17 protein-coding genes and 1 tRNA gene are annotated in these 16,997 nt (G+C 71.2%); 10 read left to right on the forward strand and 8 right to left on the reverse strand.

Going from position 1 to position 16,997, the window contains the following annotated elements:
- Positions 1–288: 288 nt before the first annotated feature.
- Entirely contained in the window at positions 289–1,101 is an 813-nt protein-coding gene (locus tag L3Q65_RS18915; RefSeq protein ID WP_182893137.1) for a family 1 encapsulin nanocompartment shell protein, read from the reverse strand.
- Positions 1,101–1,661, reverse strand: a complete 561-nt coding sequence (locus L3Q65_RS18920) for a hemerythrin domain-containing protein (RefSeq protein ID WP_182893138.1) — start codon at positions 1,659–1,661, stop codon at positions 1,101–1,103. The genes L3Q65_RS18915 and L3Q65_RS18920 overlap by 1 nt, the downstream gene beginning before the upstream one ends.
- A gap of 77 nt (positions 1,662–1,738) precedes the next feature.
- Between L3Q65_RS18920 and L3Q65_RS18925 the strand changes: the two genes are divergently transcribed.
- Both L3Q65_RS18925 and L3Q65_RS18930 read left to right on the forward strand, forming a co-directional pair.
- Entirely contained in the window at positions 1,739–2,356 is a 618-nt protein-coding gene (locus tag L3Q65_RS18925; protein ID WP_182893139.1) for a UdgX family uracil-DNA binding protein, read from the forward strand.
- Between the two features lie 35 nt (positions 2,357–2,391).
- The gene (locus L3Q65_RS18930) at positions 2,392–3,582 is read left to right on the forward strand and encodes a zinc-dependent alcohol dehydrogenase (protein ID WP_237600437.1); all 1,191 of its coding nucleotides are present in this window, start codon (positions 2,392–2,394) and stop codon (positions 3,580–3,582) included.
- A 31-nt stretch (positions 3,583–3,613) separates the two neighbouring features.
- On the opposite strand, the gene nrfD is transcribed toward L3Q65_RS18930, so the two are convergent.
- The 6 genes from nrfD to L3Q65_RS18960 form a co-directional block, all read right to left on the reverse strand.
- The gene (gene nrfD, locus L3Q65_RS18935) at positions 3,614–4,561 is read right to left on the reverse strand and encodes an NrfD/PsrC family molybdoenzyme membrane anchor subunit (protein WP_182893141.1); all 948 of its coding nucleotides are present in this window, start codon (positions 4,559–4,561) and stop codon (positions 3,614–3,616) included.
- Positions 4,558–5,391 (reverse strand): 4Fe-4S dicluster domain-containing protein, encoded by an 834-nt coding sequence (locus tag L3Q65_RS18940; protein WP_182893142.1) that lies wholly within the window; start codon positions 5,389–5,391, stop codon positions 4,558–4,560. The genes nrfD and L3Q65_RS18940 overlap by 4 nt, the downstream gene beginning before the upstream one ends.
- The gene (gene fdh, locus L3Q65_RS18945; protein ID WP_237600438.1) at positions 5,384–8,596 is read right to left on the reverse strand and encodes a formate dehydrogenase; all 3,213 of its coding nucleotides are present in this window, start codon (positions 8,594–8,596) and stop codon (positions 5,384–5,386) included. The genes L3Q65_RS18940 and fdh overlap by 8 nt, the downstream gene beginning before the upstream one ends.
- A gap of 4 nt (positions 8,597–8,600) precedes the next feature.
- The gene (gene selB, locus L3Q65_RS18950; protein ID WP_237600439.1) at positions 8,601–10,355 is read right to left on the reverse strand and encodes a selenocysteine-specific translation elongation factor; all 1,755 of its coding nucleotides are present in this window, start codon (positions 10,353–10,355) and stop codon (positions 8,601–8,603) included.
- Positions 10,346–11,629 carry an L-seryl-tRNA(Sec) selenium transferase gene (gene selA, locus L3Q65_RS18955; protein ID WP_182893145.1) on the reverse strand — a complete coding sequence of 428 codons (1,284 nt, stop codon included), beginning with the start codon at positions 11,627–11,629 and terminating at the stop codon, positions 10,346–10,348. Before selA ends, selB begins: the two co-directional genes overlap by 10 nt.
- Positions 11,629–11,723: transfer RNA gene (locus L3Q65_RS18960), tRNA-Sec, on the reverse strand. The genes selA and L3Q65_RS18960 overlap by 1 nt, the downstream gene beginning before the upstream one ends.
- A gap of 54 nt (positions 11,724–11,777) precedes the next feature.
- On the opposite strand from L3Q65_RS18960, the gene selD reads away from it, so the two are divergent.
- The 8 genes from selD (at position 11,778) to L3Q65_RS19000 (ending at position 16,951) form a co-directional block, all read left to right on the forward strand.
- A complete protein-coding gene (gene selD / locus L3Q65_RS18965; RefSeq protein WP_182893146.1) occupies positions 11,778–12,770 on the forward strand; it encodes a selenide, water dikinase SelD in 993 nt (330 codons plus the stop codon).
- A 104-nt stretch (positions 12,771–12,874) separates the two neighbouring features.
- Positions 12,875–13,330 carry a Na+/H+ antiporter subunit E gene (locus L3Q65_RS18970; protein WP_237600440.1) on the forward strand — a complete coding sequence of 152 codons (456 nt, stop codon included), beginning with the start codon at positions 12,875–12,877 and terminating at the stop codon, positions 13,328–13,330.
- Positions 13,327–13,578: a monovalent cation/H+ antiporter complex subunit F gene (locus L3Q65_RS18975; protein WP_037356679.1), complete on the forward strand. Its 252-nt coding sequence runs from the start codon at positions 13,327–13,329 to the stop codon at positions 13,576–13,578. The genes L3Q65_RS18970 and L3Q65_RS18975 overlap by 4 nt, the downstream gene beginning before the upstream one ends.
- A complete protein-coding gene (locus tag L3Q65_RS18980; protein WP_182893148.1) occupies positions 13,575–13,874 on the forward strand; it encodes a monovalent cation/H(+) antiporter subunit G in 300 nt (99 codons plus the stop codon). The genes L3Q65_RS18975 and L3Q65_RS18980 overlap by 4 nt, the downstream gene beginning before the upstream one ends.
- Positions 13,871–14,107, forward strand: coding sequence for a DUF4040 domain-containing protein (locus tag L3Q65_RS18985; RefSeq protein WP_182893149.1), 237 nt, complete (start codon positions 13,871–13,873; stop codon positions 14,105–14,107). Before L3Q65_RS18980 ends, L3Q65_RS18985 begins: the two co-directional genes overlap by 4 nt.
- Positions 14,104–14,817, forward strand: coding sequence for an MnhB domain-containing protein (locus tag L3Q65_RS18990; RefSeq protein ID WP_182893150.1), 714 nt, complete (start codon positions 14,104–14,106; stop codon positions 14,815–14,817). Before L3Q65_RS18985 ends, L3Q65_RS18990 begins: the two co-directional genes overlap by 4 nt.
- Positions 14,814–15,167, forward strand: coding sequence for an NADH-quinone oxidoreductase subunit K (locus L3Q65_RS18995; RefSeq protein WP_116204709.1), 354 nt, complete (start codon positions 14,814–14,816; stop codon positions 15,165–15,167). The genes L3Q65_RS18990 and L3Q65_RS18995 overlap by 4 nt, the downstream gene beginning before the upstream one ends.
- Before the next feature lie 2 nt (positions 15,168–15,169).
- Complete coding sequence (locus L3Q65_RS19000; protein WP_237600441.1) at positions 15,170–16,951, forward strand: complex I subunit 5 family protein; 1,782 nt, start codon at positions 15,170–15,172, stop codon at positions 16,949–16,951.
- Positions 16,952–16,997: the final 46 nt, after the last annotated feature.

Here is a 16,997-nt window from a genome sequence, read left to right on the forward strand (position 1 = left end):
GAGCCGGATACCCGGCCGCGCCGCGGCGGAATCGTGCTCAGCCGGAGCTCCGCCCGCTGCCCCTCTCCCCTCCGCTGACGGGCAGATGTCCGTGAGGGGAACCCGGAGAACCCCAATGCCACATTGGGTGCGTCGCAGATACGGTCCGGTGAGCATCAACCGAGTGTTTCGGCCAGGTCGGCGTCCTGTGCGGCGGTCAGCCGGGCGACGCGGCTCAAGGTCCCGGCGTGGGGACTCAGAGTCGCTCACGGCTCGCTGCCGCGGTGCCCACACCCGGCGCCGGCGTGCTCAGTCCAGCACGAGCGCCGCGTCCGGTTCGGTCACCCGGAAACTGAAGCTTTCCTCCAGGTACAGCGTGAGCGTCTCGGCGTCGTGGTGGCGGTAGCCGACCGAGAGGTCCTGGCCGAGCTCCAGCACGAAGTCCCCGCCGGACAGGCTCAGCACGACCGCACCGGTCAGCCCCGGCGTGCGCTTCACCCGGCCGCCGCCCAACGCCCGGCGGAGGTGGTCGAGCACGAGAAGACCGCCGTGTTCGGTGCTCTCCACAATGGAGGTGTAGCCGCCGGGGTTGATCGCGAGCGCGTACGGTCCTTCGATTCCGTTGCACCGCAATGTATTCACCGCGTTGGCCACGATATGCGGATAGCGTTCCGGATCGCTGCCGAGGGTCCCGTGGTCGTACGGGCTCGCCTCGGCGATCCCGGTGATCCCGGCGTCCGGCCAGCCGTGGAACACCGCGCGGTTCTCCAGCAGGCCCACCTGGGCGGCGGCCTGGTCGAGGTCGTCGAACTCCAGGTCGTCGGCGCCGCGCTCGGCGTCCTCGAGCTCCTTGCGCTGGACGGTGAACGGCACCCGCACCTCCACCAGCGGCAACACCCGGCGCTGCTGCGCGAGGGTTTCGCGCTCCCGGGCGGCTTCAGGCGGATCGACCCGCCGGGTCCGGCCGAGCGGCGTGGCCGAGTGCGTCCAGCCGTGCGGGCCTTCGACGTCGACCATCTTGCGCGCCGCCAGATGCGTCCCCAGCCGCTCCCGCGCCTCGTCGTCGATCTGCTTCCAGCCCTCGGCCGGGATCGGCGCGAGGTCGCGCATCAGGTGGTTCATCATTCTCCCTTCAGGCTGCCGATCCCCAGCGATCCGTCGCCCGACGAGCTTTTCCCGGCTTTCCGCTCCTGCTCCTCGACGTAACGCTCCGGGTCGACGTCCCCGGTGTCGATGCCCTTCCCGCCCTCGTGCTCGGCCTTGAACTCGAGGAATTTCCGGCCGAGTTCCTCGCGCAGGCCCGGATCGGCGTGCTTGCGGAAGTCGGCGAGCGCGTCGTCCTCCTCCTCGGCCATGTGCTCGCTGTTGGCGGTGCGGGCCTGCCGGACCGCCGCGTGCCAGGCCGCGCTGCCCGCCGGATGCCTGCGGGCTTCGGCGACGGCGTCGCGGATGTCGTTGTGGTCGCCGACCGCGTCGAGCGTCTCGTCCTCGGCGTCCGTGCCGCGCTGGATCAGCTCGGGGTAGAAGACCGCCTCCTCGGCCGCGGCATGCAGGTCCAGCAGGTCCGCGAGCGGTTCCCACGCCCGCGCCAGCTCGTCCGGGCCGTCGAGGTCGTCGAGGTCGGCGAACGCCCGCCGGAACCGCTCGTGATCGTCGAGGATCAAGCTGGTGATGTCCGTCATGGCCCTCGACGTTAGCTCTCCCGGCGGCGGCGCGCTCGTCGTGTTTGCGCGAGGCTGCTTGCGGGTAAAGAGATCCGATGGTCGCGCGTCAGGAACCGGGAGCCGAACCGCCGGACACCGTCAGCCTCGACAAGCTCCGCCGAGCCGCTGGCGATTGCCGCGGCTGCGGGCTTTACCGCGACGCCACGGCGACGGTTTTCGGCGCCGGGGCCGAGCGTGCGGACATCTTCGCTCTCGGAGAGCAGCCCGGCGACCAGGAGGACCGGCGAGGCGAACCGTTCGTCGGCCCGGCCGGGCGCCTGCTCGACAAGGCGCTCGGCGACGCGGGCCTCGACCGCGGTTCCCTCTACCTGACCAACGCGGTCAAGCACTTCAAGTTCAAGCTCCGCGGCAAACGCCGGATCCACGAAAAACCGGCGCGCTCCGAGGTCGTCGCGTGCCGTCCGTGGCTGGTGGCCGAACTTCGGGCGGTACAGCCCCGTCTCGTGCTGTTGCTGGGCGCGACGGCGGCGCAATCGGTGTACGGCAGCAGTTTCCGGCTCACCCGGCATCGCGGCGAACCGCTGGATCCGCCGGAAGAGTTCGCCGGCCTGTTCGCCTCGGCAGTCGCCACCGTGCACCCGTCCGCCGTGCTGCGCGCGCCCGACCGCGACACCGCGTACGACGAGTTCGTCGCCGACCTGCGCGGCCTCTGACGTTTGCCCGTCCCGGCAAGGGGAATCCGGCCGCCATGAAAGCAGTGACCTGGCACGGCAAGCGGGACGTGCGAGTCGAGGCCGTCCCGGACCCGAAAATCGAGGAGCCGACCGACGCGGTCGTGCGGGTGACCTCGACCGGCATTTGCGGTTCCGACCTGCACCTGTACGAGGTCCTTGGCCCGTTCATGACCGAGGGCGACATCCTCGGCCACGAGCCGATGGGGATCGTCGAGGAAGTGGGCAGCGGCGTGAGTTCGCTGAAACCCGGCGACCGGGTGGTGGTGCCGTTCAACATTTCCTGCGGACACTGCTGGATGTGCGAGCGCGGGCTGCAATCGCAGTGCGAGACCACCCAGGTCAAGGACCAGGACAAGGGCGCGGCGCTGTTCGGCTACACGAAGCTCTACGGCCAGGTGCCCGGCGGACAGGCCGAGTACCTCCGGGTCCCGCAGGCGCAGTACGGGCCGATCAAGGTGCCCGACGGCCCGCCGGACGAACGGTTCGTCTACCTGTCCGATGTGGTCCCGACGGCGTGGCAGGCCGTGGAATACGCGGACATCCCCGACGGCGGCTCGGTCGTGGTCTTCGGTCTCGGCCCGATCGGCCAGATGGCGGCCAGGGTCGCGCAGCACCAGGGCGCGGGCGAGGTGATCGGCGTCGACCTCGTGCCGGAACGGCTGGCGCGGGCCCGCGCACACGGCGCGACGACGCTGGACCTGCGCGACCACCGGCAGATCGGCGACGCGATCCGCGACCTCACCGGCGGCCGCGGCGCCGATTCGGTGATCGACGCGGTCGGCATGGAAGCACACGGCGCGCCGATCGGGAAGCTCGCGCACAACCTGGTCGCGCTGCTGCCGCAGCCGCTCGGCGCGAAGATCACCGAGAAGGCCGGAATCGACCGGCTGAGCGTGCTGTACGCGGCCATCGACAGCGTCCGGCGCGGCGGCACGATCTCGCTGTCCGGCGTGTACGGCGGGATGGCCGACCCCATCCCGATGATGGAAGTGTTCGACAAGCAGATCCGGCTGCACACCGGACAGGCGAACGTCCGCCGGTGGATCGACGACGTGCTGCCGGTGCTCACCGCGGACGGGGATCCGCTCGGCGTCGAAGGCTTCGCGACGCACAAGCTTCCGCTGGCCGACGCGCCGCGCGCCTACGAGATGTTCCAGAAGAAACTCGACGGGGTGCAGAAAATCCTGCTCGAGCCGGCGGCATAGCCAGCGGTCCGTGAAGGACTCCTTGAGGGAATCAGCTTCCCTCAAGAGGCCCTTCACGGACCGCTTCGCGCTGCGCGAGCCGTTCCCGCTGCGGAACCACGACGTACTTCGGGTCCTTCGCGGACTCCACCCCGGCCGCATACACGCCGAACCGCGTGCACAATCCGGAGGCGAGATAAGCCGCCCCGGCAGCAACGCCCGCCGCGCGGTTCTTCCGTGCTGCCAACGACAAAGCCGCTCCCGCCGCGGTCAGCGCCTTGGCCGCCTTCAGCAATCGCCCGGCCCGCCCGGTCCGGTAAGGCTCCGAAGCCAGCCCCAGCCCGGTCTCCAGGTGATGCTCGGCAGCCAGCTCCGCCGCGGCACCAGCTAGCCCAGCCCGCACCGCGGGACCGTTTTCCTTCCGCGGCACCGCGAGCAGCGCGATCCCCGCCCCGCTGGTCAGCGCGCTGCCCGCGAACAGCACCGGCAGCGTGCCGTGCGCCTCGTGCCACGACGGCGTCGCCGTGTCGGCCAGCAGCACCGCCGTGTACGTGCACATCGCCGGGCCCAGTACGCCCGCGCCCGCCCCGGCCAACCGGCCCAGCCGCGGGAAACGTCCGGTCAGCGTGGAAAACGCCGCCCCCGCGGCGAGACCGGAGAACGGCGACAGGATCCACGACCCCACCGACAACGGCGAAGTCGGCTTGAGCACGCGCAGCATGTTCAGGAACCGCGCCGGCTTGCCGAGGTCGTGGATCAGCGCGACGACGCTGGCGATCGATCCGCCGGAAGCCGCCAGCCGGCCGGCCTTGGCCAGTTCCGGGCGTCCGGTCGCGTCCGCGAGGGCGGCCAGCGACGCCGACGCGCCGGCCGCGCCGCCGAGGAACAGGTACAGCGGGACGTCCGGCTGCTTCCAGGCGGGCTCTTTGAGGATCGGCCTGCCGTAATAAGACCGGAATTCGGCGGGCTCGACCATCGCCCGTTCGCGGCGGGGGCTCATCGGCGCCGTCCCAGGAACGACACGACCAGCGCCGCGGCCACCCCGGCCGCGGTCGTCGCGGCGCGCTTCCACATCCGCGGCAGGTCGCGGGTCGTCACGACCGGGTCCGGCGGGAAGCCGTAGACCTCAGGTTCGTCCAGCAGCAGGAAGAACGCGCCGTCGCCGCCGACCCCGTCGCCGGGATCGTGCCCGTAGAGCCGCGCCTCCGGCACGCCGTCGTCGTGCAGCGCCGACACGCGCGCGGCGGCGCGTTCGCGGAGTTCGTCCAGCTCGCCGAACTGGATGGAATCGGTCGGGCAAGCCTTGGCGCACGCGGGTTCCATCCCCGCGCCGAGCCGGTCGTAACAAAGGGTGCACTTGAACGCACGGCCGTCGCTCTCGCGCTTCTCGATGACCCCGTACGGGCAAGCCGGAACGCAGTAGCCGCAGCCGTTGCAGATGTCCTGCTGCACCACGACCGTGTCGAATTCGGTGCGGAACAGCGCGCCGGTCGGGCAGACGTCGAGGCAGGCGGCGTGCGTGCAGTGCTTGCAGACGTCGCTGGACATCAGCCAGCGCACGCCTGCTTCTTCCGGCTGCTGCTGCTCCGGCGCTCCGACCGTCGGCATCCCCAGGTCGACCGCGGGCTGTTCGATGAACGCCACGTGCCGCCAGGTGTTCGAGCCGAGGTCGCCGGTGTTGTCGTAGGACAGCCCGAGCAGGTCCGGCGCGCTTTCGGCCTCCGGGACGCCGTTCCACTCCTTGCACGCGACCTCGCACGCCTTGCACCCGATGCACACCGACGTGTCGGTGAAAAAGCCCATCCGGGGCTGGGCGCCGTACTCAGCCATTGGCTCGCCTCCGGTACTCCGCCACGAACTCCAGCAGCGCCGGCCCGCGCGGCCGCCGTCCGGGACGGATGTCGCAGGTGGCCGCTTTGGCCTCCTGGATGTGCACGTTCGGGTCCAGCACGATCGACAGCAGGTCGTTGGCCGCGTCGCCGCGGGACAGTCCGTTCGGGCCCCAGTGGTAGGGCAGCCCGACCTGATGGACGGTGCGGCCGCGCACCTTGAGCGGTTTGACGCGGTCGGTGACCAGCACGCGGGCCTCGATCGCCGTCCGCGCCGACACGACAGTGGCCCAGCCGAGGTGCACCAGCCCGCGTTCGGCGGCCAGCGCGGGCGAGATCTCGCAGAAGAACTCCGGCTGCAGTTCGGACAGGTACGGCAGCGTCCGGCTCATCCCGCCCGCCGTGTGGTGCTCGGTGAGCCGGTAGGTGGTGAACACGTACGGGTAGACCTCGCTGCGCGCCGGGTTGTACTGGTTCACCGGGCTGTCCAGCGTCTGCCGCACCGGCGAGGACTGCTGGCCGTAGAGGGCGTTGCCGACCGGGCTTTCGAACGGCTCGTAATGCGTGGGCAGCGGACCGTCGGCCAGCCCGGCGGGGACGTACAGCCAGGCTTTGCCGTCGGTCTGCATGATGAACGGGTCGCGGCCGCTCAGCGCGTCCTGCGCCTTCGCCCCGTCCGGCGGCTGGTAATCGGGTGGCTTGGCGGCCTCGAAGTCCGGCACGTCCGGGCCGGTCCACTTGGACTCCTTCGCGTCCCAGCGGATCAGCTTTTTGCGTTCGCTCCACGGATTCCCGTCCGGGTCCGCCGAGGCGCGGTTGTACAGGATCCGCCGGTTCGCCGGCCATGCCCAGGCCCAGCCGTTCGCGATCCAGTCCTGTTCGGAGCCGGGCTGCCGGTTCGCGGCGTGGTTGTGGCCGTCGGCGCGGACGCCGCAGTAGATCCAGCAGCCGCACGACGTCGAGCCGTCGTCCTTGAGCTGGGTGTAGGACGAGAGCGGACCGCTCGGGCCGTGGCCGTTGATCTCCGCGAGCACGGACTCCGCGCTCGGGTCGTCCGTCGGGCCCTCGGTCGGATAGCTCCAGGCCAGGTCGCGCAGCGGGGCGTCGCGCTCGTCGCTGCCGACGCGCTCCCGGATCAGCCTGCCCAGGTGGTAGTAGAACCACAGGTCGCTGCGGGCGTCGCCGGGCGGTTCGACCGCTTTGTGGTGCCATTGCAGCAGCCGCTGGGTGTTGGTGAAGCTGCCGTCCTTTTCGGTGTGCGCGGCGGCGGGCAGGAAGAAGACCTCGGTGCCGATCTCCTCGGATTTCAGCTCGCCGGTCTCGATCTCCGGGCCGTTCTTCCAGAACGTCGCGCTTTCGATCAGCTGCAGGTCGCGGACCACCAGCCAGTCGAGATTGGCCAGCCCGAGCCGCTGGAACTTGCCGTTCGCCGAGCCGACCGCCGGGTTCTCGCCGACCAGGAAGTACCCCTTGCACTCCCCCGCGATCTGTTTCTGGACCGTCGCGTACGTCCCGTGGTCGCCGGTCAGCCGGGGCAGGTAGTCGAAGCGGAAGTCGTTGTGCGGCTGGGCGGCCTCGCCCCAGTACGCCTTGAGCAGGCTGACCGTGTACGAGCGCATGTTGCCCCAGAACCCGGTCTTGCCGGCGTCGGCCTCGACGAAGCTGTCGAGGTCGAGGTGCTGGTGCGCGTGCGGCATCGGGATGTAGCCGGGCAGCAGGTTGAACAGCGTCGGGATGTCGGTCGAGCCCTGGATGCTGGCGTGCCCGCGCAGCGCGAGAATGCCGCCGCCCGGACGGCCGATGTTGCCCAGCAGCGTCTGGAGGATCGAGGCGGTGCGGATGTACTGCGCGCCGACCGTGTGGTGCGTCCAGCCGACCGAGTACACCCAGGCGGTGGTGCGGTCGCGGCCGGAGTTCGCGGTGATCGCCTCGGCGATTTCGGTGAACTGCTCGACCGGCAGGCCGCAGATGTCGGCGACCGCCTCGGGCGTGTAGCGCGAGAAATGCCGTTTGAGGACTTGGTAAACGCAGCGCGGATGCCGCAGCGTCTCGTCCGTCCTCGGCTTGTTTTCGATCGCCGCGCCGCCGCTGCCGTAGGACTCGGCGCGCGCGGAGCTCTGGTGTTTCTCGCCGCCGTGGTGGCCGCCCGGCTGCCCCGGGTCGCGGTGGCCGGCCGCCGGCGCCGCCTCGGCGTCCTCGTACGCCCAGGTCGAGTTGTCGTACTGGCGTTTCTCCGCGTCGAAGCCGGAGAACAGGCCGTCGAGGTCCTCGGTGTCGGCGAACTCCTCGGTCAGCATCGCGGCCGCGTTCGTGTAGGCCACGACGTACTCGCGGAAGTCCAGTTCGTTCTGCAGGACGTAGTTGATCAGCCCGCCGAGGAACGCGATGTCCGAACCCGCCCGCACCGAGGCGTGGACGTGCGCGACCGCGCTCGTGCGGGTGAACCGCGGGTCGACGTGGATGATCTTCGCGCCGCGGGCCTTCGCCTCCATCACCCACTGGAACCCGACCGGATGGCATTCGGCCATGTTCGAGCCTTGGACGACGATGCAGTCGGCGTTGGCGAGGTCTTGCTGGAACGTCGTGGCGCCTCCACGACCGAAGGAGGTCCCCAGACCGGGAACCGTGGCGGAGTGTCAAATACGGGCCTGATTTTCGATCTGTATCGCGCCGAGCGCGGTGTACAGCTTCTTCATCAGGTAGTTCTCTTCGTTGTCCAGCGTCGCGCCGCCGAGGCTCGCGAACCCGAGCGTGCGGTTGAGCCTGCGGCCCTGGTCGTCGGTGTCCTGCCACGTTTCGGCGCGCGTTGCGAGCACGCGGTCGGCGATCATGTCCATCGCCTGGTCGAGGGACAGCTTTTCCCAGTCGGTGCCGTACGGCCGCCGGTAGAGCACTTCGGTGACGCGGCTCGGGCTGGTCACGAGCTGTTTGCTGGCCGAGCCCTTCGGGCACAGCCTGCCGCGGGAGATCGGCGAATCCGGGTCGCCCTCGATCTGGGTGACCGCACCGTCCTTGACGTACACCTTCTGCCCGCAGCCGACCGCGCAATACGGACAGATGGAACGGACTACCTTGTCGGCGTCCTCGGTGCGGGCGTGCCATTTTTCCGAACCGGCGGATTTCGCCGCCGAGGCGCGCGCGGTGCGGTCGGGACCGGCCAGCTGCCGGTACACCGGCCAGCCTTCGATCCACTGCCGCATGCCCACGCTGTCACGGTAATCCGTTCTCCGGGCGCTCGCAGCATGTCCGGCGGGTCCCGTCGCCGAGCGGTTCGGTGAGCCCGGCGGCGTCGAGGTGCTCCAGCAGCGGGATCATCACCCGGCGGGTGCTGTCCAGCGCCTGCCGCGCCCGCGACACGGTGAACGGCTCGCCGAGCGCGGCCAGCGCCTCCGCCGCGCGCTCCGGCGCGTCCGGGGCCAGCACCACTCCGTCGGCGATCGCCCGCAACCGGCCTGCCCGGACGGCGGCGGCCAATTCCCGTTTGCCCAGACCGAGTTTCCGCAGTTCGTCCGCCTCCGGCGCGCGGAACGGGCGCTCGGCGAAGCGCTCTTCGAGGACTTCGACGGCGCTTTGCACTTCGGCGGTCAGCCCGGCGCCCGGTTCGCGGACGAGCCCGTCCTTGAGGACCGGCCCGCCGGCGAGGACTGCCGGGACGAGTTCCGCGTCCGGCAGGCCGAGCCGCTGCCGCAGCGCCTCGACCGGGATTCCCGCCGCCAGCGGATGTTCCCGGGCCCACGCGGCGACCACCTCGGCGACCTCCGCTCGCGACTGGCTGAGCCGGCCCGGATCGGCGTGCCAGCCGCCGAGCCGTTCGCCCACCTCCGGCAGCCCCAGGGCCCGGAAGTCCTCGTGGCGTACGAAACCCTCGCGGCGAAGGTAATCCCAGCCTGGCTCCAGGGCGGTCAGCTCTTCGCCTCGAGCTCGCGCGGCGCCGCGGCGGGCGAGTGCCGGCGGGCGGACGTCGACCACGTCGAACCCGGCCGGGATCCGGTGCTCCCCCGGGTCGCGCAGCAGTCCTCGGTCGCCGGTCCGCAGCGGCAGCGGGGTCGCGAGCAGCAGCCGCGCGGTGTCCGGCCCGAGTGGACGGACCCGGGTCGGCACCGCCGCGGATCCGAAGTGCAGCACGAGATTCCGGTGCAGTTCGCCGGACGGCGCGCCGCGCAACCGGACGTCGATTTCGGCCGCCGGACGCCACGCGCCCGGGGTCAGCAGAACGTCGCCCCGGCCGACGGAATCCCTGGGCACGCCGCGCACATTCACCGCCACCCGCGCCACCGCGGACACGCTTTCGCGGGGTTCGCCGAGCGCCTGCAAGCCGCGGATCCGCACCCGGTTCGCGCCGAGCGTCAATTCGTCGCCGACCCGCAGGGTGCCGCCGCCGAGCGTTCCGGTGACGACGGTGCCCGCGCCTTTGATGGTGAACGCGCGGTCGATCCAGAGCCGGACGTCCGCGTCCAGGTCCGGCGGCGGCAACCGGCCGGCGAGCTTGGCAAGCTGCGCGCGCAGTTCTTCAAGACCTTCGCCGGTCGTGCCGCTGACGCTCACCGCGGGCACCTCGCCGAGCGCCGTCGCCGCTGTCTCCTGCAGCGCCGCCGCCGTCGCTCCCGTCGGGTCGGCGCGGTCGGATTTGGTGACCGCCACGAGGCCGTGTTCGACGCCGAACGCGTCCAGCGCCGCCAGGTGTTCCGCGGATTGAGGCATCCAGCCCTCGTCGGCGGCCACGACGAACAGCGCGGCCGGGACGGGACCGACGCCCGCCAGCATGTTCGGGACGAATCGCTGGTGCCCGGGGACGTCCACGAAGGCGATTTCCTCGCCGCCCAGCCGGGTCCAGGCGAAGCCGAGGTCGAGGGTCAGGCCGCGGCGGCGCTCCTCGGCCCAGCGGTCCGGCTCCATGCCGGTGAGCTGCCGGATCAGCGTGGATTTCCCGTGGTCGACGTGTCCGGCGGTGGCGATCACCAGCATCGGCGGACCGCCTCCCGCAGGGTCGCGTCGTCCGCCGGGGGAACCGTCCGGAGGTCGAGCAGGCACCGGTCCCGCACGATCCGGCCGACGACGGCGGGCTCGCCGAGCCGCAGCGCCTCCGCGTACCGGGCGGGCAGCGCGACCGCCGCACTGGGCAGCTCGACTCCCGGCGCACCGCCGCCGCCCACGACCGCGGTCGAGTCCACTGCCTCGGCGGCCACGCCCGCCGCGCGCAACGACTGGGCCAGAGCTTCGGCGCGCGGGTGGAGCCCCTGCGCGAAAAGCGCCGCCCGCACGGGTGGTTCCGGCCCGCGAAGGGTGGCTTCGAGCGCGGCGAGCGTCAACTTGTCGACCCGCAGCGCACGAGCCGCGGGATGCCTCCGGAGCCGTCGCAGCAATTCGGCGTCTCCGAAGAGCAAGCCCGCCTGAGGACCGCCGAGAAGCTTGTCGCCGCTCGCGGTGACGACGTTCGCGCCGCCGGCCAGCGCGGTCGTGACGTCCGGTTCGTCCGGCAGCAGCGGGTGCGGCGCGAGCAGCCCGGATCCCACGTCGGAGACCACCGGCACGCCGAGCCTGGCCAGTTCGGCGACGCTCGCTGCCGAGGTGAACCCGGTGACCTGGTAGTTCGAGGGGTGGATTTTGAGCACGAATCCGGTGTTCGGGCCGACGGCCGCCGCGTAATCCTCCGCCGAAGTCCGGTTGGTGGTGCCGACTTCGCGGAGCCGGGCTCCGGTCGAGGCGAGCAGGTCCGGAATGCGGAAGCCGTCGCCGATCTCGACCAGCTCGCCCCGGCTGACCACGATTTCCTTGCCTGGAGCCAAGGCCAGCGCGCACAGCAGCAGCGCCGCCGCGTTGTTGTTGACCACGTGCACCGCCTCCGCGCGCGGCACCGCTTCCGCCAGCGCGGCCAGAGTGCCGCGGCCGCGTTTCGCCCGCTCCCCCGTTTCGAGCGCGAACTCGACGTCCGTGGCGCCGCCTGCCGCCACGATCGCGTCCAGCGCGGCGGCGGACAGCGGCGCGCGGCCGAGGTTGGTGTGCACGAGGACGCCGGTCGCGTTGAGCACCGGACGCAGCGACGACACCGTCGCGGGCAGCCGCGCCACCACCTCCGCGACGACCTCGCCGGGCTCGATCTCGCCGGCCCGCGCCCGCTGCTGCGCCGCCGCGACCAGCGACTTCACCAGGTCGCGGCCGAGCGTTTCGACAGCTTTCGCGATCCTCGGCTCGCCGAGCACGGCGTCGGTGCGCGGGATCGCCCGGCGCGGGTCACCCATGGCGGAGGCGGACGGGAATCGAACCCGCCAGCGGCAGGACCTGCCGCTCAACGGTGTTGAAGACCGCGCCGGTCACCAGGCCGGATACGCCTCCCTGGGGCATTCCGCCATCCTGCCAAGAGCGCCGCACGCCCGCATCATGAACGGCATGAGCGTCCGGCTGACCCAGTACGCCCACGGCGGCGGCTGCGCGTGCAAAATCCCGCCCGGCGAACTGGAAACGATCGTCCGCGGCCTGTCCGGCGCCGCCCCGGAGAACCCGCCCGGCGAACTCCTGGTCGGCCTCGACGACGGCGACGACGCGGCGGCCGTGCGGATCGCCGGGAACGTCGCGCTGATCGCGACGACGGACTTCTTCACCCCGGTCGTCGACGATCCGTACGACTGGGGCCGGATCGCCGCCGCGAACGCGCTGTCCGACGTCTACGCGATGGGCGGCGTTCCCGTGGTCGCGGTCAATCTCCTCGGCTGGCCGCGCGAGGTGCTGCCGTTCGAACTGGCTGCGGAGGTGCTGCGCGGCGGCTTGGCCGTCTGCGCCGCGGCCGGCTGCCATCTGTCCGGCGGGCACAGCGTCGACGACCCGGAACCCAAGTACGGCCTCGCGGTCACCGGCACTGCCGACCCGGAACGCTTGCTGCGCAACGATTCCGGCAAGCCGGGCACACCGCTGACGCTCACCAAGCCGCTGGGAATCGGCGTGCTGAACTCACGGCACAAGGCCACCGGCGAACGCTCCGAGGAGGCGATCGCCGCGATGACCACGCTCAACCGCGCCGCGTCGGCCGCCGCGCTGGAGGCAGGCGCGGTGTGCGCCACGGACGTCACGGGGTTTGGCTTGCTCGGCCACCTGCACAAACTCGCCCGGGCGAGCGGGGTCACCGCGCGGCTGGACCCGGCGGCTGTCCCGTACCTCGAGGGCGCGCGGGAGGCGTTGCGCGACGGGTATGTCAGCGGCGGGACTCGCCGGAATCTCGACTGGGTCCGGCCGCATGCCGACCTGTCGCGGATCTCCGAGGACGAGGCCTTGTTGCTGGCGGACGCGCAGACTTCCGGCGGCTTGCTCGTGGCGGGCGAGCTTCCCGGCCACCCCGTGATCGGAGAGCTGACTTCGCGCGGCGACCACACGATCGTCGTCGGCTGAGATCCAGGAGTCCTTCACGGGCCTTCGGCGGCGCAGATCGGGCCAGGCAAGCGGCTGCGGATTGGCCGGTCCCCGAAGTGGGTAGCCCCTGCCCGAGGTGAGACATGCGCGCTGCGACCGAGATTCTGCTGTGGTGGCTTGCCCTGACCGGGCTGTGGACCCTCACGCTGTCCACCCCGTCGGCACCGGAACTGATCGCCGGCGCCAGCGCGGCGGCGGTCTGCGCGATCGCCGCCCGTTCCGCACGCCGGGCGATGAACGGGACGTGGCAGTTCAAAGCCGGCTGGCTGGCCTGGCTGACGCCGCTCCCCAAAGCCGCCGTCAGCGAATCCGTCGCCGCCTTGCGCGCGGTCTTCCCACGCCCCTCCGCCGGAAAGTGCGCGAAAGTCCCCGTCCCGGCCGAACCACGCGCGCAGCACGAAGCGCGGCTCGCCGTCGCGACGGTGGTGATCGGCTGTACGCCAGGCACGATGGTCGTCGCGAGCCCGCCAGACGACACGGACATCGTCGTTCACCGCCTGCTCCCGGACTCCCCGGCTCTCGATCGGGTGACGCGATGACCTGGCTGCTCCTCGCCGCTCTGCTCTTGATGGCAGGCGGTCTCGGCACCGCGTTGTGGCTGGCCGCCCGGGGCACCGCGATCGAACGCCTCGCCGGGATGCAATTCGCCGGGACCGTCACCGTCCTGACGCTCCTGCTGCTCGTCCAGGCGTACGGCCCGTCCAGCGCCGTCATCCTCCCCCTGACGCTGACCGTCCTCGCCTTCGCCGGGACGCTCGTCTTCGCGCGGCTGCTGGGGACCCGATGACGATCGCCGCGCAGATTCTCGTGTTCGCCGGGGTGTTCGTCGTCCTCGCTTCCGCCGCGGGTTTGCTGCGCGCGAAAGACTTGCTCACCCGCCTGCATCTGCTCTCCCCGGCGACCACGCTCGGCGCGCCGCTCATCGGTGTCGGGCTCGTCCTGGTCAACGGCGTTCAGCTCGGCTCGGGCGCGATCCTCGCGACGGTCGTCCTGCTGGCGGTCACCGGCCCGATCCTGCAATCCGCCACCGCCCGGCTCGAAGCTCGCCACCGCGGCGAGATCGACGAGGACCTCCCCTCATGAGCGCCGCCGTGCTGCTCGTCGCCCTCGCGCTGGTCGCCGTGGCCGGATTCGCCGTCGTCGCGACGCACGACCCGAAGCGGCAAGCGAGCACGCTTACGGTGTTTTCCCTGTGCCTGACGGTGCTTTTCGTGGTGTTCCAAGCTCCGGACGTCGCGTTGTCCGAACTCGCCGTCGGCGCGGCGATCGTCCCGCTGCTCGTCCTGCTCACGCTGCGGAAGACCGGCAAACGATGAGGACCCGCGACGTCGTCGGAGCCGCCGGGCTGGCCGGGGTCGCGGCGCTGTTCATCGCCGCGTTCACCCGGATGCCCGCCGCCGGAAGCGCCAGCCACGTCTACCGGGACCTGGTGCTGCCCATGGGTTTCCGGGAGGTCACGCCGAACCTGGTGTCCTCCGTGAACTTCGATCTGCGGGCCCTCGACACCCTCGGCGAGGAAACGATCGTCGCCGCCGCGGTCGTCGGCACGCTCGCGTTGCTGCAACCGCCCAAGAAGGAGCCCGAAACGGACGGCACCGGCTACGTCCTGCCCGCCGTGAAGCTCGCCGGATTCCTGCTGCTGCCGGTCTCGGTGCTGCTGGGCATCGACATCGTCGTGCACGGACACCTGACGCCCGGCGGCGGTTTCCAAGGCGGCGTCGTCCTCGCGACCGGCTGGCATCTGCTCTACCTCTCCGGCAGCTACCGCGCGCTGGCCCGGCTGCGCCCGATCGACTGGTGCGAATACGCCGAAGCGGCGGCCACCGGCCTGTACGTCGTGACCGGCCTGCTGGGGCTGGCCAGCGGCGGTTCGTTCCTCGCGAACGTGGTGCCACTCGGCCAATTCGGCTCGCTGCTGTCCTCCGGGACCGTCCTCGTGCTGAGCGTCCTGATCGGCATCGAGGTCGCCGCCGGATTCGTCGTCCTGCTGTCGCGGTTCTTCGTGCACGGGCTGGAGGAACGGTGACCGGCGTGGTGTCGGCGGCCTGCTACGGCGTGGCGGCGTGGCTGTTGCTGCTGGGCTGCGCCGGGATCATGCGCAGCCGGCATCTCGTGCACACCGTGGTCTCGCTGTCGGTCGCGCAATCCGGCACGTATGTCCTGCTGCTCGCGATCGGCTACCAGGACCAGGCGACCGCCCCGATCGTGTCCCAAGGCCAGTCGCAGCCGGTGGTCGACCCGATGGTGCAGGCCATGACGCTCACCGACATCGTCGTCTCGGCGACCATCACCGCGCTCCTGCTCGCCCTGACGCTGCAGATCTCGCGCCGCCACGGCACGGTCGATCCCGACGAACTGCGGGCACTGCGCGGCTGACCATGACGACCCTGCCCGCACTCGCCGTCGCCGTCCCGCTGCTGGCCGCCTGCCTGCTGCTCGGCCTCGGCGGCAAACTCCCCCGCGTCGTCGTCGACGTGACGGCCACGGCGACCGCGGCGGCGGTGTGCGTGCTGTGCGTGGTCCTGCTGACCGCCGCGCACCACGAGCGGGTGGTCAGCTGGCTCGGCAGACAGGGTCCGGAAGGTGCCCGCTCGGTCGGCATCGTGCTCGTCGCGGACGGGCTGAACACGACGTTCGCCGCGCTGGCCGCGTTCCTCACCGTCTGCGCGCTGCTCTACAGCTGGCACTACTTCGAAGCCGTCGAAGCCCGCTACCACGCGATGATGCTGCTCTTCCTGACCGGCATGATCGGTTTTCTCTTCACCGGCGACCTGTTCACGCTGTTCGTGTTCTTCGAGCTGATGAGCGGCGTCGCCTACGCGCTGACCGGGTACCGGATCGAGGAGGCGGACTCGGTGCAGGGCGCGCTGAACTTCGGCGTGGTCAACTCCCTCGGCGCGTACTTCACGCTGATGGGCATCGGCCTGCTCTACGCCCGCGGCGGGCAGCTCGGGCTCGCACAGCTGGGAGTCGCGCTCGACGGCCGTCCGGCGGACGCGCTGGTCATCGCCGCGTTCGTGGCGGTGTGCACCGGATTGCTGGTCAAAGCCGCGACCGTGCCGTTCCATTTCTGGCTCGCCGACGCGCACGCCGTCGCTCCGACACCGGTGTGCGTGCTGTTCTCCGGGGTGATGGTCGAACTCGGCCTCTACGGCGTGCTCCGCGTCCGCACGACCGTGTTCGGCACGGTGCTCGACGACGCCACCGTCAGCCGGGTCTTCCTCACCGCCGGGATCGCCAGCGCCGTCCTCGGCGCCGTGCTTTGCTTCACCCAGCGGCATCTCAAACGATTGCTGGCCTACTCGACCATCGCCCACATCGGACTGTTCCTTTGCGGACTCGCCGCCACCGGCGGCGAAGCGACGGCCGCGTTCGTGCTCTCGGCGCTCGGGCACGCCGGAGCGAAGGGTGCGCTGTTCCTCCTGACCGGAGCGTTGAAGGACCGCTACGGCAGCGTCGACGAAGACGAACTCTTCGGCCGGGCAACACATTCACGAACCGAAGCAGCGCTGTTCCTGGTCGCCGCGGCCGCTCTCGCCGGATTGCCGCCGTTCGGCCTGGCGCTGGGCAAAGACGCCGCCGAACACGCCGGACCAGAGTGGCTGATGATCGTGTTCGCAGTCATTTCCGCACTCACCGCCGCGGCGGTGCTGCGCGCCGGGCTGCGAGTCTACTTCGGACTCGGCAGGCCGCCTGCCGGGGATTCCTCGGACACGACGACCGGCTCCGGCGAGGAACCCGAGACCGGCCGGCCGATCGCACGCACCCCGATCCCGATGCTGGCCGCCATCGTCGTCCTGCTCGCTTTCGCGCTGGCCGCAGGCGTCGTGCCGTGGATCCGCGACGTCGCTGTAGCCGCCGGAGCGCAGGCCGTCGACCGCGCGGGCTACCTCCACGACGTCCTGCCGACGCTGCCGCCGTCCCGCCCCGAAGCCGGATCCGAGCTGACCTGGACCGGCCCCGGCCTGCTGTCCGCCGCGGCAACCGCCGTCCTCGCCCTCGCCGCCACCGCACTCGCGCTGTGGTCGCGACGCCGGGTCCCGAAACCGGTGCACGAAGCACTCACCGTGCTGCATCGCGCGCACTCCGGCCAGGTCGGCGACTACGTGGCGTGGCTGCTCGCGGGCGTCGCCGTCCTCGCCGGGCTGGTCTGGCTCTGACCTCGCCGGGTTTACCCGCCGGTCAACCCGGCTACCCGCAGAGCGG

The organism is Amycolatopsis sp. FU40, assembly GCF_021903635.1.
Classification (GTDB): domain Bacteria; phylum Actinomycetota; class Actinomycetes; order Mycobacteriales; family Pseudonocardiaceae; genus Amycolatopsis; species Amycolatopsis dendrobii.

Bases quoted from the DNA above. Each gene is read 5' to 3' on its own strand.
- selB (WP_237600439.1), bottom strand. From the start codon at position 10,355: ATGCTGGTGATCGCCACCGCCGGACACGTCGACCACGGGAAATCCACG.
- L3Q65_RS18985 (WP_182893149.1), top strand. From the start codon at position 13,871: ATGAGCGCCGCCGTGCTGCTCGTCGCCCTCGCGCTGGTCGCCGTGGCC.
- L3Q65_RS18940 (WP_182893142.1), bottom strand. From the start codon at position 5,391: ATGGCTGAGTACGGCGCCCAGCCCCGGATGGGCTTTTTCACCGACACG.
- L3Q65_RS18970 (WP_237600440.1), top strand. From the start codon at position 12,875: ATGCGCGCTGCGACCGAGATTCTGCTGTGGTGGCTTGCCCTGACCGGG.
- nrfD (WP_182893141.1), bottom strand. From the start codon at position 4,561: ATGAGCCCCCGCCGCGAACGGGCGATGGTCGAGCCCGCCGAATTCCGG.
- L3Q65_RS18980 (WP_182893148.1), top strand. From the start codon at position 13,575: ATGACGATCGCCGCGCAGATTCTCGTGTTCGCCGGGGTGTTCGTCGTC.
- L3Q65_RS18920 (WP_182893138.1), bottom strand. From the start codon at position 1,661: ATGACGGACATCACCAGCTTGATCCTCGACGATCACGAGCGGTTCCGG.
- L3Q65_RS18925 (WP_182893139.1), top strand. From the start codon at position 1,739: ATGGTCGCGCGTCAGGAACCGGGAGCCGAACCGCCGGACACCGTCAGC.
- selA (WP_182893145.1), bottom strand. From the start codon at position 11,629: ATGGGTGACCCGCGCCGGGCGATCCCGCGCACCGACGCCGTGCTCGGC.
- L3Q65_RS18990 (WP_182893150.1), top strand. From the start codon at position 14,104: ATGAGGACCCGCGACGTCGTCGGAGCCGCCGGGCTGGCCGGGGTCGCG.
- selD (WP_182893146.1), top strand. From the start codon at position 11,778: ATGAGCGTCCGGCTGACCCAGTACGCCCACGGCGGCGGCTGCGCGTGC.
- L3Q65_RS19000 (WP_237600441.1), top strand. From the start codon at position 15,170: ATGACGACCCTGCCCGCACTCGCCGTCGCCGTCCCGCTGCTGGCCGCC.
- L3Q65_RS18975 (WP_037356679.1), top strand. From the start codon at position 13,327: ATGACCTGGCTGCTCCTCGCCGCTCTGCTCTTGATGGCAGGCGGTCTC.
- L3Q65_RS18930 (WP_237600437.1), top strand. From the start codon at position 2,392: ATGAAAGCAGTGACCTGGCACGGCAAGCGGGACGTGCGAGTCGAGGCC.
- L3Q65_RS18915 (WP_182893137.1), bottom strand. From the start codon at position 1,101: ATGAACCACCTGATGCGCGACCTCGCGCCGATCCCGGCCGAGGGCTGG.